The organism is Streptococcus sp. 10F2 (genome assembly GCF_054331515.2).
Genome location: NZ_JBTGGE020000045.1, coordinates 1 through 14,130, shown reverse-complemented (window position 1 = coordinate 14,130; position 14,130 = coordinate 1). Strand labels below are relative to the sequence as shown.

General features: G+C 40.9%; 12 protein-coding genes, 10 tRNA genes and 1 pseudogene. 21 read left to right on the top strand and 2 right to left on the bottom strand.

Translation table 11 applies throughout. The features are described 5' to 3' along the window. Positions 1 to 50: 50 nt before the first annotated feature. The 15 genes from ACXM1Q_RS07410 to plsX all read left to right on the top strand — a co-directional run bounded on the left by ACXM1Q_RS07410 (position 51) and on the right by plsX (position 5,543). Positions 51 to 124, top strand: a tRNA-Arg gene (locus ACXM1Q_RS07410). A gap of 135 nt (positions 125 to 259) precedes the next feature. Next, a tRNA-Pro gene (locus ACXM1Q_RS07405) sits at positions 260 to 333 on the top strand. 3 nt (positions 334 to 336) lie between these two features. Next, a tRNA-Met gene (locus tag ACXM1Q_RS07400) sits at positions 337 to 410 on the top strand. A gap of 24 nt (positions 411 to 434) precedes the next feature. After that, positions 435 to 508: transfer RNA gene (locus ACXM1Q_RS07395), tRNA-Ile, on the top strand. 7 nt (positions 509 to 515) lie between these two features. Continuing rightward, a tRNA-Ser gene (locus ACXM1Q_RS07390) sits at positions 516 to 605 on the top strand. 13 nt (positions 606 to 618) lie between these two features. Continuing rightward, positions 619 to 692: transfer RNA gene (locus ACXM1Q_RS07385), tRNA-Met, on the top strand. Positions 693 to 695: 3 nt separating this feature from the next. Beyond that, positions 696 to 768 (top strand) — tRNA-Phe (locus tag ACXM1Q_RS07380). Positions 769 to 780: 12 nt separating this feature from the next. Next, positions 781 to 851, top strand: a tRNA-Gly gene (locus tag ACXM1Q_RS07375). Between the two features lie 38 nt (positions 852 to 889). Then, positions 890 to 963, top strand: a tRNA-Ile gene (locus ACXM1Q_RS07370). Between the two features lie 2 nt (positions 964 to 965). Beyond that, a tRNA-Ser gene (locus ACXM1Q_RS07365) sits at positions 966 to 1,053 on the top strand. A 65-nt stretch (positions 1,054 to 1,118) separates the two neighbouring features. Then, positions 1,119 to 1,934, top strand: a complete 816-nt coding sequence (gene mreC, locus ACXM1Q_RS07360) for a rod shape-determining protein MreC (RefSeq protein ID WP_194181254.1) — start codon at positions 1,119 to 1,121, stop codon at positions 1,932 to 1,934. Continuing rightward, complete coding sequence (mreD, locus tag ACXM1Q_RS07355) at positions 1,934 to 2,440, top strand: rod shape-determining protein MreD (RefSeq protein WP_135037992.1); 507 nt, start codon at positions 1,934 to 1,936, stop codon at positions 2,438 to 2,440. The genes mreC and mreD overlap by 1 nt, the downstream gene beginning before the upstream one ends. 66 nt (positions 2,441 to 2,506) lie before the next feature. Continuing rightward, complete coding sequence (locus ACXM1Q_RS07350; RefSeq protein ID WP_135037990.1) at positions 2,507 to 3,475, top strand: ribose-phosphate diphosphokinase; 969 nt, start codon at positions 2,507 to 2,509, stop codon at positions 3,473 to 3,475. Positions 3,476 to 3,777: 302 nt separating this feature from the next. After that, positions 3,778 to 4,542, top strand: coding sequence for a DNA repair protein RecO (gene recO, locus ACXM1Q_RS07345; RefSeq protein WP_458517508.1), 765 nt, complete (start codon positions 3,778 to 3,780; stop codon positions 4,540 to 4,542). Beyond that, entirely contained in the window at positions 4,539 to 5,543 is a 1,005-nt protein-coding gene (gene plsX / locus ACXM1Q_RS07340; protein WP_458517507.1) for a phosphate acyltransferase PlsX, read from the top strand. The genes recO and plsX overlap by 4 nt, the downstream gene beginning before the upstream one ends. A gap of 82 nt (positions 5,544 to 5,625) precedes the next feature. Here plsX and ACXM1Q_RS07335 read toward each other — a convergent pair whose 3' ends face one another. After that, positions 5,626 to 6,915 carry a CHAP domain-containing protein gene (locus ACXM1Q_RS07335; RefSeq protein ID WP_458517506.1) on the bottom strand — a complete coding sequence of 430 codons (1,290 nt, stop codon included), beginning with the start codon at positions 6,913 to 6,915 and terminating at the stop codon, positions 5,626 to 5,628. Positions 6,916 to 7,013: 98 nt separating this feature from the next. Here ACXM1Q_RS07335 and purB point away from each other — a divergent pair, with 98 nt between their 5' ends. After that, positions 7,014 to 8,306: an adenylosuccinate lyase gene (gene purB / locus ACXM1Q_RS07330; RefSeq protein WP_458517505.1), complete on the top strand. Its 1,293-nt coding sequence runs from the start codon at positions 7,014 to 7,016 to the stop codon at positions 8,304 to 8,306. Positions 8,307 to 8,381: 75 nt separating this feature from the next. Here purB and ACXM1Q_RS07325 read toward each other — a convergent pair whose 3' ends face one another. Next, positions 8,382 to 9,092 carry a GntR family transcriptional regulator gene (locus ACXM1Q_RS07325; protein WP_135037982.1) on the bottom strand — a complete coding sequence of 237 codons (711 nt, stop codon included), beginning with the start codon at positions 9,090 to 9,092 and terminating at the stop codon, positions 8,382 to 8,384. A 299-nt stretch (positions 9,093 to 9,391) separates the two neighbouring features. Between ACXM1Q_RS07325 and ruvB the strand changes: the two genes are divergently transcribed. The 5 genes and pseudogenes from ruvB to ACXM1Q_RS07300 form a co-directional block, all read left to right on the top strand. Continuing rightward, the gene (gene ruvB, locus ACXM1Q_RS07320) at positions 9,392 to 10,393 is read left to right on the top strand and encodes a Holliday junction branch migration DNA helicase RuvB (RefSeq protein WP_458517504.1); all 1,002 of its coding nucleotides are present in this window, start codon (positions 9,392 to 9,394) and stop codon (positions 10,391 to 10,393) included. A gap of 307 nt (positions 10,394 to 10,700) precedes the next feature. Beyond that, positions 10,701 to 11,207 carry an ABC transporter transmembrane domain-containing protein gene (locus ACXM1Q_RS07315; RefSeq protein WP_458517503.1) on the top strand — a complete coding sequence of 169 codons (507 nt, stop codon included), beginning with the start codon at positions 10,701 to 10,703 and terminating at the stop codon, positions 11,205 to 11,207. Between the two features lie 389 nt (positions 11,208 to 11,596). Then, positions 11,597 to 12,478, top strand: coding sequence for an ABC transporter ATP-binding protein (locus ACXM1Q_RS07310; RefSeq protein ID WP_458517502.1), 882 nt, complete (start codon positions 11,597 to 11,599; stop codon positions 12,476 to 12,478). A 3-nt stretch (positions 12,479 to 12,481) separates the two neighbouring features. Further along, positions 12,482 to 13,240: a hypothetical protein gene (locus ACXM1Q_RS07305; RefSeq protein WP_458517501.1), complete on the top strand. Its 759-nt coding sequence runs from the start codon at positions 12,482 to 12,484 to the stop codon at positions 13,238 to 13,240. A 241-nt stretch (positions 13,241 to 13,481) separates the two neighbouring features. Continuing rightward, positions 13,482 to 14,130, top strand: a pseudogene (locus tag ACXM1Q_RS07300) (helix-turn-helix domain-containing protein); the annotation flags it as partial.

The window sequence follows — 14,130 nt, the reverse complement described above, 5'->3', positions numbered from 1 at the left end:
CCTGCGATCATTTCGATCGTACCGGTTCGATTCCGGTCCTCGGCAAATGAGCACCCTTAGCTCAACTGGATAGAGTACCTGACTACGAATCAGGCGGTTAGAGGTTCGACTCCTCTAGGGTGCATTAAAACTATAATACGGGAAGTAGCTCGGATTGGTAGAGCTCAAAGCGATGAGCTTTGAGGTTTTGGATAAAGATTTGTTTTACAAATCTACTTATCAAGTACTCTACAGCTGAGATACATCTCATTTATATCTACGGGAAGTAGCTCAGCTTGGTAGAGTACTTGGTTTGGGACCAAGGTGTCGCAGGTTCGAATCCTGTCTTCCCGATATGGCGGTGTAGCTCAGCTGGCTAGAGCGTCCGGTTCATACCCGGGAGGTCGGGGGTTCGATCCCCTTCGCCGCTATTAATTTAAGTATCGATCTTGCTTGGACCTTTAGCTCAGCTGGTTAGAGCTCTCGGCTCATAACCGAGTGGTCGTAGGTTCAAGTCCTACAAGGTCCATATATATGGAGGATTACCCAAGTCCGGCTGAAGGGAACGGTCTTGAAAACCGTCAGGCGTGTAAAAGCGTGCGTGGGTTCGAATCCCACATCCTCCTTTCTTTTCAATAGCGCGGGATGGAGCAGCTAGGTAGCTCGTCGGGCTCATAACCCGAAGGTCGTAGGTTCAAATCCTGCTCCCGCAATTTGGCTCGGTAGCTCAGTTGGTAGAGCAATGGATTGAAGCTCCATGTGTCGGCGGTTCGATTCCGTCTCGCGCCATTTCTTTCATAAGCGGGTGTAGTTTAGTGGTAAAACTACAGCCTTCCAAGCTGTTGTCGCGAGTTCGATTCTCGTCACCCGCTTTGAACAGTTATGTTCAAAATACCAAGTTTTTTGACTTGGGCGCGTAGCTCAGGTGGTTAGAGCGCACGCCTGATAAGCGTGAGGTCGGTGGTTCGAGTCCACTCGTGCCCATAGGAGAATTACTCAAGAGGCTGAAGAGGACGGTTTGCTAAATCGTTAGGTCGGGTAACCGGCGCGGGGGTTCGAATCCCCCATTCTCCGTCATGAAAGTAAGGTTGGGATTTAATCCTAGCCTTCTTATTTTATCCTTTTTTAGTGGTGGATGTATGAAAAAATTTCGCATGTCAAAGACAGTTCTCCTTACAGGTTTAGCTTCGATTCTAGTCTTGGGATTACTGTTTTTTTCTTATTCTTCAGTCATTGTTCAGCAAACCAATAGCGGTGTTGCCTGGTTGAGTCGTCTCCTACATCAGCCTTTTGGAGCTTTGCGGCAAGCAGAGACAGATTTTTCGAATTTATTTTACGCTTATGAGGAAAATAAGGATTTGAAGCAGCGGCTTTATGCGATGGATGAAGAGGTCAATCAGATTGATTCTCTAAAGAAGGAGAACGAGGAATTGCGGCAACAGTTGGGCTTACAGTCCCAATTTAAGGAGCGCAAAGTGATCCAGGCGGCAGTTATAGATCGTCTACCAGCTACTTGGTCGAATTGGCTAGTCATAGATAAGGGATCTCAAGATGGGATTGTTGAGAATATGTATGTGGTTGCTCATGGGGGGCTTGTCGGTCAAGTCTCAAAAATTTCTGAGGAAACGAGTGTTATATCTCTCCTAACTTCTGAGCAAGAGCCCTTGGCGATTCCTGTTAAAATCAATACAGGTTCTAAGGATATTTTTGGAATTATTAAGTCTTATGATCCCGTTCAGCAGTTGGTGACCGTTAATCAACTGAATGCGTCAGATGAGATTCCAAAAGGATCTCGGGTGATGACTTCTGGTTTGGGAAATATGCCGGTTAAAGATATCCCTTTAGGTCAAGTTGAGTCAAGTAAGCAGAATAGTAATAATTTAGAGCGGGAAGTCTATGTTAAGATGTCCGCTAGTAGTTTAGATTTTTCAACAGTTAGTGTGGTAGGTCAATAATGAAAGCAGTCTGGAATCTTCTTCAAATCCTTGGTCTCTTTCTTTTACTATGGTTTGTGGACCAGCAATCGTCCTTATTTCTGTCGTACTTGATTCCCAGTCATTGGTATCCCGTGTTTCATAGTAGTCTAATCTTTCTACTCTTTGCTTCTGTTTTTTATTCAACCTTTACATTATTGGGAGCAAGCATGATAGCGGGTTTTCTTCTAGATAGCTATGTCTTTCATTCCATTGGCATTCTCTTTGTCTTATTCCCTCTCTGTGTGCTTTTTGTCACTAGTTTGAATCGCTTGTTTTTACGAAATACTTGGACTATTCTGCTAGCGACAGTTTTACTGATAAGCCTTTTTGAAAGTCTTTACTTTGGAGCGGCTACTCTGATGGGGATGGCGAGTTTGAATTGGATGGATTTTGTGGTTCTAAGTTTAGCTCCTAGTTTGGCAATCAATCTCCTTTTAAGTTTAATAACAACACCTCTCTTTCGTTTTTCCCTAGCCAAATCTTGATTTCATTTGAAAAAAGAGTTGAAAAAGTTTAAAATGGAAGAAGGGATAAAAAATGCGGAGGGAATCATGTCTTTTTCTGATTTAAAATTGTTTGCTCTATCATCAAATCAGGACTTAGCCAAGCGTGTTGCAGCTGCGATTGGTATGGAATTGGGGAAATCCAGTGTCCGTCAATTCTCAGATGGTGAGATTCAGGTAAATATTGAGGAATCGATTCGTGGGAAACACGTCTATATTCTTCAGTCAACCAGTTCACCTGTGAATGACAACTTGATGGAAATCTTGATTTTGGTAGATGCTTTGAAGCGGGCGAGTGCAGAGTCAGTGAATGTAGTGATGCCTTATTACGGCTATGCTCGCCAAGACAGGAAAGCTAGAGCTCGGGAACCAATTACATCTAAGCTTGTGGCAGATATGTTGCAGGTAGCAGGTGTTAATCGTCTCTTGACGGTTGATTTACACGCGGCTCAAATTCAGGGATTTTTTGATATTCCAGTAGATCATCTGATGGGAGCTCCGTTGATTGCGGATTATTTTGAACGTCGTGGCATGGTAGGGGAAGATTACGTTGTAGTAAGTCCAGACCATGGGGGTGTTACCCGGGCACGGAAGTTGGCAGAATTCTTACGGACACCTATTGCCATTATTGATAAACGTCGCTCCGTTGATAAGATGAACACTAGTGAAGTGATGAATATCATCGGGAAGGTTGAAGGTAAGACCTGTATCCTAATTGATGACATGATTGATACAGCGGGGACTATTGCTCATGCTGCAGATGCCTTGCAAGAGGCGGGAGCACTTGAGGTTTATGCTAGCTGTACTCACCCGGTTTTATCAGGACCGGCTATGGATAATATCCAAAATTCAGCGATTAAGGAATTGGTTGTTTTGGATACTATCTATTTACCAGAGGAACGTTTGATTGACAAGATTGTTCAAATCTCAACTGCTGATCTTTTGGCAGAAGCTATTATTCGCATCCATGAAAAACGTCCTTTATCTAGTTTGTTTGCTATTAACAAAAACAAGTAAGGAGATGACTGGAACTAATTTGAATTAGTTGGTGAACAGTCTTCCTGACTCGATTACAGATCGTTGGTTCATTTCTAACTCTGCTCTAAAAGCTTGTTAAATACCGTTAGAGCGGAGTTGAATGAACAGGAATAGTAGACTCCACAATATGAGCCTATCAACTATTGTGGTAAAGAATGATTATTAACGAATACTTCGAGGCTGGAACTGGAGCGCAGCCTCTTTTCTATTGAGACTTATACTATTTCAAAATTCTTTGAATATGCTGTTGTTGAACTTTACTTGGTGTAAGGTAGGTGCTGATGGAGACAGTTCAGTCCAAAGGTCTGGTTCTTTATAATCGTCCCTATCGGGAAAAGGATCGTTTGGTTAAAATTTTTACAGAGAAGGCTGGGAAGCGGATGTTTTTTGTCCGTAATGTCGAGAAGTCTCAGCGTTTGGCTCAGATTCAACCCTTGGTGATGGGGGACTATGTCCTCAAGCTTCGAGAGGAGGGATTGGGGTATATTGATGAAGTTAGTGTGGAGACTGCTTATCCCAAAGTTCAGGGAGATATCTATTCTTTGGCTTATGCTTCCTATGTTTTGGCTTTAGCTGATGCCAGTATTCAGGATGGGCAAGCAGATCCGGCTCTTTTTCAGTTTGTGACCAAGACCTTGGATTTGATGGAAGAGGGATTGGATTATGAGGTTCTAACCTTGATTTTTGAGATACAGATTTTGGACCGTTTTGGGACTCGTCTAGTTTTGTCGGAGTGTTGTTTTTGTCATCGGATCGGTTTGCCCTTTGATTATAGTTTTGTCTATGATGGGGTACTTTGTCCTGAACATTATGATCAAGATGTGCATCGTGCTCACTTCAATCCCAATAGTCTTTTTTTGCTAGAGCGGTTTCAGGCTGTTTCCTTGGAAGAATTAGAGAGTATCCGTTTATCTCCTGAAACCAAGTTTGACTTACGTCGGACACTCGATGCTTTTTACCAAGAATATGTTGGGATTCACTTGAAGGCCAAAAAATTTCTAGATTCCCTGGATGAGTGGGGAAGTCTTTTGAAGGAGAGAAAATGAAACGTATTGCCATTGATGCTATGGGGGGCGATGCTGCGCCGCAGGCTATTGTTGAGGGGGTTCTACGGGCCCGTGATGAGCTATCTGACGTGATGTTTCAATTGTATGGAGATCAAGATCAGATTTCGCCTCTTATTGCGAACAGTGATCGGATTGAGATCATTCATACGAAGGAAAAAATTGAAGGGGATGATGAGCCAACTCGAGCTATCCGGCGTAAAAAAGATGCCAGTATGGTCCTCGCAGCTAAGGCTGTAAAGGAAGGCCAAGCAGATGCCCTTCTATCTGCAGGAAATACAGGTGCTCTTCTAGCCGCTTCATTTTTCATTATTGGTCGGATTAAAGGGATTGATCGGCCTGGTTTGTTGACGATTTTACCAAGTAAAAATGGCCAAGGTTTTGTCATGATGGATTTGGGTGCCAATGCAGAAAGTACCGCTCAACATTTGGAGCAATATGCTCTCATGGGTTCTTTCTATGCGAATCACGTTCGAGGTGTTCAAAATCCTCGGGTAGGTCTACTTAATAATGGATCGGAAGCTGGTAAGGGAGATCCCCTCCGCAAGGAAGTCTATCAACTTTTGGAGGCAAGAGAGGACCTTAACTTTGTGGGGAATGTGGAAGCGCGGGATCTTATGGATCAGGTAGCTGATGTCGTGGTGACAGATGGCTTCACTGGAAATGCAGTCCTCAAAACTATGGAAGGAACAGCCTTGGGAATCCTCAGCCAACTCAAGTCTACCATTCTAGCAGGCGGCCTACGAGCTAAGTTGGGAGCATGGTTGTTAAAACCAAGCCTCAAGGAAATGCGTAAGAGTCTAGACTATACTGAGGCAGGAGGTGCTATGTTGTTTGGTGTTAAAGCTCCGGTTGTCAAGGCGCATGGATCTAGTGATGCTAAATCCATTTACTACACTCTCAAACAAGTTACGAGCATCTTGGATAGCCAAATTGTGGAACAAACCAGAGAATTTTTCCAAGTTGAAAGAGAAGAGGCCTAAGTGGATCTTTCTTCTTAAAATATGAATTGATAAAAAAGCTTAGAATCAGCGTTTCGGATGAGTGTGATTCTAAGCTCTTTTTTTAGTTTTCAGGTGGGTAAATATAGGTCAGGTACCCCAGACCTTGGCTAGGGTCGAACCATCCGCGGTAATTCCGAATAGCTCCTTGACCGTTGTAGTTGGCTTCTTTGACTTGGATGGCTTGGGAAGAGGCGACGTGGGTGACTAGGGCTACATGACCATAGCTCCCATCGTCCCAGCAGGCGATAGCACCAACACGAGGTTCTGAGCCTGTTGGAAAGCCAAGTTTTTCTGCTGAGGCTGCCCACTGGCCACCGTTTCCCCACCAGTCGCCAACCCAAGGGACGAGGCGTTTGACACCCCAGGTGCATTGGCCTATGGGGTAGGTTGGTGCTGGATAGAGGGGTTGGAAATCCTGATTTGGACTTACTTGGGAATCTAGCTCTTGGTTGAAGGAGTTTATTTCGGTCGGTGCTGGCTGAAAGGTTTTGTGGTAGAGGGTTTGGCTCTGCCCTTGTTTGAGGGCTTTAATTTGAATCGTTGCTGGTTGATCTGTTGGAAGTTGGAGACTAGTTTGATAGAGAGCTGGGCTGTTGTGTGTGAGGGGGCAGGTCTGCCCATTGAGGAGAATCTGAACTTGTTCGAGGGCTTGGGCTCGAGAAATTTCTAGGTGTAGGGTGTTGGCCTCCTCTTGGATTTGCACTTGGGGTTCCAGTTTGTCGAGGGGGATTTGATAGTCTGTGAGGGGATAGGTTTTCGTTTGCCCATCGGCAAAGGTGATTTCAATCTGACTTTTGATAGGAGCCGCAGATAGGTCTTGATTGAGGTCAATGAGGGTTTGGAAGAGTCCGTCTGGACTTTCTGGGGTTAAGGGAAGAATTTTTAGATTCTGCTGGTCTTGTGTAATTCGGAGCTTAGCTTTGTTGATTGCAGGACTATGGGGAGCTGGTTTGAGTTGAAAAAGGAGGAAACCTTGGTCGAGTTGGACTGGAGAAAATTTGGTGTGTGGTTTTAAATCTTGTAGGTCCTTGTGGCTGTCTGGACTTGCGGGGAAAAGCAAGGTCCCGCTTTGAAGGATTTGTCCGTGGGGTCCTTGGAGCCGATAGGCGTAGGGACCAGAGTTAGATGGCAAGTCTTTGAGGTCTAGGATTACCTGTGTGCTACCATCTATTTGCCCAAGGGGAAAGTAGTGCCAGTCCTTTGGCGCTTGGCTAGGCCAAATTTGAAGGGTCAGAGGTCCTTCTTTTTTTACGAGAGGAAAATGGAGATTTATGTGCTTGGAATCTAACAAGGTGACTTGGGCGGATTGACGGGGAAGAATGGCTTCTTGGATAGGGTTGCTTGGATACATAGGTGCCTCCTGGGGATCTTTTTCTATTCATTCGGAATGACTGGAGAAAAAGTTGTAAATAAGGTAAACTGGTAAGAGAATACTTGGAGGAGGAACGCATGTTAGAACGGTATACGCGACCTGAAATGGGAGCTATTTGGTCTGAGGAGAATAAGTATCGGGCTTGGCTGGAAGTGGAAATTTTAGCGGCTGAGGCTTGGGCAGTATTGGGGGAGATTCCCCAAGAGGATGTGTCTTTATTACGGGAAAAGGCTCGTTTTGATGTTGAGCGGATTTTAGAGATTGAGCAAGAGACTCATCATGATGTGGTTGCTTTTACCCGTGCTGTATCTGAATCGTTAGGAGAAGAAAGCAAGTGGGTTCATTTTGGCTTGACTTCAACTGATGTGGTTGATACCGCCTATGGCTATCTCTATAAACAGGCCAATGCTATTTTGCGTCAGGATTTGGAAAACTTCCTTGCTATTATTGCTGAGAAAGCACGAGAACATAAATATACCATTATGATGGGGCGGACTCATGGGGTTCATGCAGAGCCTACTACTTTTGGTTTGAAATTAGCAACCTGGTACAGTGAGATGAAACGTAACTTGGAACGGTTTAATCAGGTTGCAGCAGGGATTGAGGCTGGTAAAATTTCGGGTGCAGTTGGAAATTTTGCAAATATCCCTCCTTTTGTAGAAGAGTATGTTTGTGAGCGCTTGGGGATTCGTCCGCAAGAGATTTCAACTCAAGTTTTACCTCGGGATCTACATGCAGATTATTTTAATTGCCTAGCCTTGATTGCTACATCTATTGAGCGTATGGCGACAGAAATTCGTGGTTTGCAGAAATCAGAGCAGCGTGAGGTGGAGGAGTTTTTTGCTAAGGGACAAAAGGGAAGTTCCGCTATGCCCCACAAGCGTAATCCAATCGGTTCTGAGAATATGACAGGTTTGGCGCGCGTGTTGCGTGGTCATATGATGACAGCTATGGAAGATGTAGTGCTTTGGCATGAACGAGATATTTCACATTCTTCAGCAGAGCGTATTATTGCCCCAGATTCAACGATTCTTTTAGATTACATGCTGAATCGCTTTGGTCGCATTGTCCAGAATTTGACCGTATTCCCCGAAAATATGCGACGTAACATGGATGCTACCTTTGGGCTTATTTATAGTCAGCGTGTTTTATTATCTTTGATTGAAAAGGGAATGACACGGGAAGCCGCCTATGACTTGGTTCAGCCTAAAACGGCTCAAGCCTGGGATCACCAAGTTGATTTTAAATCTCTGCTACTGGAGGATTCTGAAATCACTTCCTATTTAAATTCAGCAGAAATTGAACAAATTTTTAATCCAGACTACTATACTAGCGGCGTTGATGCGATTTTCACCCGCTTGGGCTTATAATAAAAAGGGCCTATCTTCTCCTGGGTGAGAAGTGGCCCTTTTTTTGGTGATTTTGTATGATTCATCGTTCATAGCTTATTGATTCCGTGATAGGAGGGTGAACTTGAAGTAATCACCACGTTTATAGGTTTTACGGTATTCCAAGATTTGACCAGTGGATTCAAGGCGCGTGGTCTTGGTTTGAAGGACAGTAGGAAATTCTTCAGCAACCTCTAGGCGTTCGCTAATCAAGGAATCTGTTGGAAAGAGAATTTCAGTTGTCTCTTCAAATTTTTCATCATTGAGATGAATATGGTAGTCAAACTTAAACCGGTCGTAGATTGAGCTATAGTAGCTCAATTCTGGATAATTGGCATTGATATACTGCTCTGGGATATAAGATTCATGGAAAACATAAGGGGTACCATCCGCTGTACGCATCCGTTCAATCTTATAATAATAGTGCATAGGACCAAGTCCAAGTTTTGCGATGAACTCAGGATTGTTATCCCTTGTAATCGATAGGACTGTTACTTTATCGACTTTACCATCAAGAAAATCAGCATCAGAATATTCGATCAGTTTATGATTGCCAGCTCGAGATACAAAAGTCCCTTTTCCCTGTTGGCGTACGATGTAACCGTCTTTAGCTAGGTCGTTTAAGGCACGTACAACCGTAATTGAACTAACATTATACATATCAATCAATTCGGCCTCTGTATAAAATTTATCTCCATTCTCAAATTGACCAGAGATAATTTTGTGCTTGAGTTCATCTTTGATTTGTTGATACTTTGGGATTGCCATGCTATATATCACCTCACTTTCCTTCCCTCTATTAAGATTTTACCATAAAAACTTAAAAAATTCTTGACAAAATGCGATTTTTTTAATATATTGATAAGTTATACACTGAGGATGATTTTGTTTATAATCTATAAATAGGTTATGTTTTAGAGTTAAAATCAGAAGTATTCTAATTTTGAAAAAGCAGTTGTGAGCGATTGCTACCTGTTTCTATGAATAGAGCTGGTGAGGAGAGATTTATAGTTTTAGAACTCACCTCCCCTGAAAAGTCAAACTGAATTTTTTGATATAATAGAGCTATGACTAGATTAGTAGATATGGAACAAATGGGTGAGGATAGTTTGATTGAAGGCAGTCTTCGTCCGCAAAAATTTCAGGAATACATTGGCCAAGGTAAGGTTAAGGAACAGCTAAAAATTTTTATTGAAGCTGCAAAATTACGGGATGAGTCCTTGGATCATACCCTACTTTTTGGACCTCCCGGTTTGGGGAAAACGACCATGGCTTTTGTTATCGCCAATGAATTAGGGGTTCATTTAAAACAAACATCTGGACCTGTGATTGAAAAGGCAGGAGATTTGGTGGCTCTGTTAAATGACTTGGAGCCAGGGGATGTGCTCTTTATTGATGAAATTCACCGTATGCCCATGGCTGTAGAGGAAATTCTCTACAGTGCTATGGAAGATTTTTATGTGGATATTATGATTGGGAGTGGAGAGACGAGCCGTTCGGTTCATTTGGAATTACCTCCTTTTACCTTGATTGGAGCAACAACACGGGCCGGGATGCTGTCTAATCCCTTACGGGCTCGCTTTGGAATCCATGCACACATGGAGTATTATGACCTGACTGATTTGACAGAGATTGTTGAGCGGACGGCAGCTATTTTTGAAACAGAGATTTTACCAGAAGCAGCTATCGAGCTAGCTCGCCGCAGTCGAGGGACCCCACGAATTGCTAACCGGTTGCTGAAACGTGTGCGGGATTTTGCTCAGATTAAAGGGGAAGGTGTTATCGATCGTGAGGTGACAGATCAAGCATTGACCATGTTGGATGTGGATCAAGAGGGATTAGATTATGTAGATCAGAAGCTCCTGCGTACGATGATTGAGCTCTACAATGGCGGACCGGTCGGTTTGTCTACGATTGCTGTGAATATTGCAGAGGAGCGGGAAACGGTTGAAGATATGTATGAACCCTACTTGATTCAACAAGGCTTTATTATTCGTACCCGCAGTGGCCGACAGGCTACTGCTAAGGCCTATGAACATTTGGGATATCCCTTACCGGGGACGCAGTAAGAATTTTTCACTTATTGGAATCAGAGAGAGTTTGAGATAATGTTGGTAGTGTGAATTTAGTTGGCTGGAGTTCTCTTGCGGGTGTCTATAGTTTTGATTTGAGTTTTTTAGTTAGTCGCATTTTTCAGAAAGTAGAATTCTAATTATGAACAAATCTAGATTTATTTTTAGGATTGATATTGAGTGTGTTAAGTAGTTTAGTAGCTTTGATTATAGGAGTATATTTTTTCAAGCCTATTCTGGTTATTTGATAGGTGTGGAGGGTGGAAAAACTTGAAATAAAATATAAAAGTATACTTATGAGAGTTTGCTAACTAGTGAGGTATCTGAGCTAGAGTTATTTAAATCTGGTGATTTAGCAAGTCGCTTCATGAATGATATGTCAATTATTTTACGTTTTTTGACATCGGTTATTTCTGGAGGGCTGATTAACATTATTATGATTATTGGCTCACTTTTCTTTCTTGTTCGGATTAGTTTAGTGATGACGTTATTAACCTTATTTATTTTACCTATTCTAGTATTCCTTATAGCTTTTATAAATAATAAGATAGAAAATAGCTATTCGAAATTTCAAGAAACACAGGGCGATACTTCAAGTGCTATTAGTCATCGATTTAGTCATATCCGCTTGGTTAAATCTTTTAACGGAGAAATCGAGGAAGAGAATAGACTTGGCGGAGTATTTAATCAGCTCTTGTCTTACTATGAGCGGATTATAGTTCTGACTAGCATTCAAGGAGCAATTCTATTCTGGAATTGCTCGCTTTTTTTATTTTATAAGCTAGTTTTTGCCCAACCTATTTTTTATTAATATGGAAGCAGTAATTCAAGTTTTTTGTTAGAGGGCACTTAGTTTTTTAAACACTCTAATACATATGTAAGATAAAAAGTATACTTGTGATTTTTTAAAGTCTGTTAATCCTTGACAGTATCATATTTTGAAACTTAACGAGTATGAAAAAGCTAATTTTATCGAATACAACATAAAAAAATTAGGGAAATAATTGACAAAACAAAATGAAAGCGCTATATTCTTAATATAAGTTAACTTTATTAAGAATAATACTAGTAATGCTGGTGACTTTACTGTGAATATAGATTCTAGCCTACTAGGTATCTCACAAATTATATTTGTTTTAATTATCTATTTTAGTTCGGCGTATTTATGTATCCTTTTATTCAATAGAAGGGAGAAAATCTATGGTCGTCCTTGAGGTAAAAAAATTAGGAAAAAAATATTCAGGAAATGATTTTTATTCTTTGAAAGATGCAGATTTTCGAATAGTGGATGGAGAAATCGTGGGGCTCGTTGGAAAAAATGGGTCTGGGAAAAGTACATTGCTGAAGTGTATTGCTAAGTCACAGCGTCCTAGCCATGGTCAAATTTTTATTGATACTCAGGATATTTATTCAGGTAAAGGAATGTTGGATAATTTTGGGATTATGATTGATCCTGTCTTCTTTCCTCAGATTAGTGTATTAGAAAATTTGAAACTCTATTTAAAAATTCACCAAAAAGAAGAGTATGATTCCAATATAGAATCTATATTACGGCTAGTTGGTTTATGGGATGCTAGGTATCGGAAACCGAAAGACTTTTCATTTGGAATGAAGCAGCGGACAGCTCTAGCAATAGCTTTAATTACAGAACCTAAATTTCTTTTACTAGATGAACCATTTGTGGGGTTGGATCCGATTGGCGTTAAAAATTTATTGGCTATTTTAAAAGAATGGGCGGTTTCTAAGCAAACTTCAATGCTTATTTCTAGTCACCAATTATCGGAATTAGAAGAGTTATGTGATCGTTTTTTATTTATTGAAGCAGGTGTCATATCGGAAGCTAATCCAGCTGATGCGGAAAAGATTTGTGTTGAATTAATTTCTCCTATTCGTGAAAGAAGGTTATTGGAGCAGTTAAGTGCTTATGATTCTATTAGTTTTGAAGGAAGATTGCTTGAAATTCCAGTGGATATGAATGAGTATGACTTAAACTATGTCTTTAAAGTATTGGCTGAGGAAAATAAAATTAAGAGTGTTCTCTCTAAGAGAGATCATCTCCAAAAACTATTTGTGGAGGACTAGAATATGAATTATTTAACCCTTCCTTTTTTCAAAGCATTGCTTCAAAAGAGAGAAGCTCAGGTTGTTCTTGGGTTTAGTTTGTTTCCTTTGTTGCTTATTGTTGTAAGCTTATTTGATACTAATTTTATGCAGTTAACGGCAACTGAGGGAGGTTTGAGTTTTTTTGAATTCTTCGGTGCTGTTTTAATCACCCAATATGGTCTATTTTTACCAATTGTTGTTTTTATCTATTTAGCGAGTCATCTTTTTAGAGATGAAATAAATAGTGGTTTAATGTATCTTTATAAGGATCAAGATCGTCAGAAGATTTTAAATGCCAAACTGGGTTCATTGCTGCTTCTACAATTTTTTTATACTGTCTTAACACTAATCTCCAGTTTTGTAACATATTTTCTACATCTGGTTCGGAGCGGGATAGGTTCGGGTGAAATTTTCCCTACTTCTATTGATTTTTTTCATGTAGATGTTTTAAATATTATAGGAATTACGACAATGACAAGTTTGTGTATCTTAGTAGCAAGCGGCCTTTCTATCCGTTTGTCTAATGGATTAACAATGCTACTAGCTACACTCTTTACTCTCCTATCTTACATTGCTCCTCTATTAACTAATTTGAAGTATTTATTCCCTAATAGTTACTCTGCTTTGCTGGGGGAACTGAATTTTTCAACTTGTTTACTTTTAATGGTTTTTCTTGTTCTATTTTATGTAGGAATTTTGTATCTAGTTTCTTTATATTATTATAGAAAAATCGAATATTAAAAGGCAGGTCCACATGGGCAATGTCATTAAGTTAAGGATTTCGAAAGCTCGATTTATGAGCTTTCGAAATCCTTTTTTTGCTATACTTAGGCTAAAGGAGGTGGTTTTAATGCCAAATCAAGTAAGGAAGCAATTACGAAATAGTGTTACTACTGTGATGGGGCAAGATAGGGGAAGTTTGCTCTCTAAACCTTCAGATTTTATACTTAACAAAAATCAAAAATAGCGATATAATGTAGATATGAAAACAGAACTAAGCAAATCACAAGTTAAAGAATTAAAACAGGCACTGAAAAACAAAGAGAATGCTCAACATCATAGAAAAATTCAGGCTCTTATTCTATATTCTGAATCACAGAATTTAACAGCTGCAGCCAAGTCAGTGGGTTTTGTTCATCAAACTGTACGTAACTTATTGAATCGCTATCAAGAGGGAGGCTTAGAAGCTATACTTACTGACAAGCGTGGTGGACGTCGTCGCTATTATTTGACGTATGAAGAAGAAGAAGAATTCCTTAAAGAACAAATGAACTCTGCTATGGATGGAGAATTTGTAACGATTAGCTCGCTCCATCAGGCCTATCAAGAAAAAGTAGGACAAAAAACAACTCGAGAAGGTTTCTATGCCCTTTTGAAACGTCACGGTTGGCGCAAAGTTAGTCCTCGCCCCCAACATCCTAAAAAAGCAGATACCCAAAGTATTGAGGCATCAAAAAATAAAATCTCAATTTGAGGAAAGACAAAGTAAGCGCTTCATAAATGGGGAATCCTATCAAAAAGTTCGCCTCATGTATCAGGATGAGGCGGGATTTGGACGTATCAGTAAATTGGGGGCTTGTTGGTCTCCGAAAGGCAATCGTCCGCAAGTGGCTAGCCATCACATTCGTGAA

Coding starts and splice junctions, on each gene's coding strand:
- mreC (WP_194181254.1), top strand. CDS start 1,119: ATGAAAAAATTTCGCATGTCAAAGACAGTTCTCCTTACAGGTTTAGCT.
- mreD (WP_135037992.1), top strand. CDS start 1,934: ATGAAAGCAGTCTGGAATCTTCTTCAAATCCTTGGTCTCTTTCTTTTA.
- ACXM1Q_RS07350 (WP_135037990.1), top strand. CDS start 2,507: ATGTCTTTTTCTGATTTAAAATTGTTTGCTCTATCATCAAATCAGGAC.
- recO (WP_458517508.1), top strand. CDS start 3,778: ATGGAGACAGTTCAGTCCAAAGGTCTGGTTCTTTATAATCGTCCCTAT.
- plsX (WP_458517507.1), top strand. CDS start 4,539: ATGAAACGTATTGCCATTGATGCTATGGGGGGCGATGCTGCGCCGCAG.
- ACXM1Q_RS07335 (WP_458517506.1), bottom strand. CDS start 6,915: ATGTATCCAAGCAACCCTATCCAAGAAGCCATTCTTCCCCGTCAATCC.
- purB (WP_458517505.1), top strand. CDS start 7,014: ATGTTAGAACGGTATACGCGACCTGAAATGGGAGCTATTTGGTCTGAG.
- ACXM1Q_RS07325 (WP_135037982.1), bottom strand. CDS start 9,092: ATGGCAATCCCAAAGTATCAACAAATCAAAGATGAACTCAAGCACAAA.
- ruvB (WP_458517504.1), top strand. CDS start 9,392: ATGACTAGATTAGTAGATATGGAACAAATGGGTGAGGATAGTTTGATT.
- ACXM1Q_RS07310 (WP_458517502.1), top strand. CDS start 11,597: ATGGTCGTCCTTGAGGTAAAAAAATTAGGAAAAAAATATTCAGGAAAT.
- ACXM1Q_RS07305 (WP_458517501.1), top strand. CDS start 12,482: ATGAATTATTTAACCCTTCCTTTTTTCAAAGCATTGCTTCAAAAGAGA.